The sequence below is a fragment of the Polaromonas sp. genome, assembly GCF_030682935.1.
Classification (GTDB): Bacteria; Pseudomonadota; Gammaproteobacteria; order Burkholderiales; family Burkholderiaceae_C; genus Polaromonas.
On record NZ_JAUXNA010000371.1, the window covers coordinates 1 to 1597 of the forward strand.

General features: G+C 64.4%; 1 protein-coding gene. It reads left to right on the plus strand.

Features of this window, described 5'->3' with window-relative positions; all coding sequences use genetic code 11:
* The coding region (locus Q8K05_RS17050) for a phosphoenolpyruvate carboxylase (RefSeq protein ID WP_305247805.1) at positions 1-1597 on the plus strand (1597 nt) is incomplete at both ends.

Below are 1597 nucleotides of genomic sequence, written 5' to 3' on the forward strand. Positions count from 1 at the left end.
AAGCGACCTTTTTGCGCGAGATTCCCAAGCTCTACGCCAACCTGGAGCGCGAGCTCGGCCATCATCCGGTGCACAGCTTTTTACGCATGGGCCAATGGATAGGCGGCGACCGCGATGGCAACCCCAACGTCAACGCCGGCACGCTCGAATACGCGCTGGGCCGGCAGGCCGATGTGGCGCTGCGCCACTACCTGACCGAGGTGCACTTTCTGGGCGGCGAGCTGTCGATGTCGGCCATGCTGGTCGATTTCAGTCCCGAGATGCGCCTGCTGGCCGAAAGCTCACCCGACACCAGCGAGCACCGCAAGGACGAACCCTACCGCCGCGCCCTGACCGGGGTCTATGCCCGGCTGGCCGCCACCCTGAAGGCACTGGCCGGCGGCGAAGCGGCGCGCCATGCCGTGGCGCCGCAAAACGCCTATGCCCTGGCCGAAGATTTTCTGGCCGACCTGCGCACCATTGAAAAGTCACTGCGGGCCCACCATGGCGAAGCGCTGATTGCCCAGCGCCTGCACCCGCTGATTCGTGCGGTGGAAGTGTTTGGTTTCCACCTGGCCACGGTGGACCTGCGCCAGAGTTCAGACAAGCACGAAGAAGTGGTGGCCGAACTGCTGGCCGTGGCACGCGTCGAGCCCCATTACGCCAGTCTGGACGAAGCCGCCAAACGCGCGCTGCTGATGCAACTGCTCAATGACGCCCGGCCCCTGCGCGTGGTGGGCACCACTTATTCGGCGCACGCCCAAAGCGAGTTGGCCATTTTCGAGACCGCCCGCACGGCACGCGCGCGCTTTGGCAAGGAAGCCATTCGCCACTACATCATCAGCCACACCGAAACCGTCAGCGACCTGCTCGAAGTGCTGCTGCTGCAAAAAGAAGTGGGCCTGATGCACGGCACGCTGGACAGCCAGACCACGCACGACCTGATCGTGGTGCCGCTGTTTGAAACCATAGAAGACCTGCGCCATGCCGCGCCCATCATGCGCGAGTTCTATGCCTTGCCCGGCATCGCGCAGCTGGTTCAGCGCAGCGGCGCAGAGCAGGACATCATGCTGGGCTACTCCGACAGCAACAAGGATGGGGGCATTTTCACCAGCAACTGGGAGCTCTACCGTGCAGAGATCGCACTGGTCGAGCTGTTTGACCAGCTGGCCAACTCACACAACATCCAGTTGCGCATGTTCCACGGCCGGGGCGGCACAGTGGGCCGCGGCGGCGGCCCGAGCTACCAGGCGATTTTGGCGCAACCTCCCGGCACGGTGCGCGGGCAGATTCGCCTGACCGAGCAGGGCGAGGTCATTGGTTCCAAATACGCGAACCCCGAAATCGGCCGCCGCAACCTCGAAACCCTGGTGGCCGCCACCCTGGAAGCCACGCTGCTGCAGCCGACCAAGCCCGCGACCAGCGCGTTTTTGCAAGCCGCCGACCAGCTGTCGCAAGCCAGCATGGCCGCCTACCGCGCGCTGGTGTATGAAACCCCCGGCTTCACCGAGTATTTCTTCAGCGCCACGCCGATCCGCGAAATTGCCGAGCTCAACATCGGCTCGCGCCCGGCGTCGCGCAAGGCCTCGCAAAAAATCGAAGACCTGCGCGCCATTCC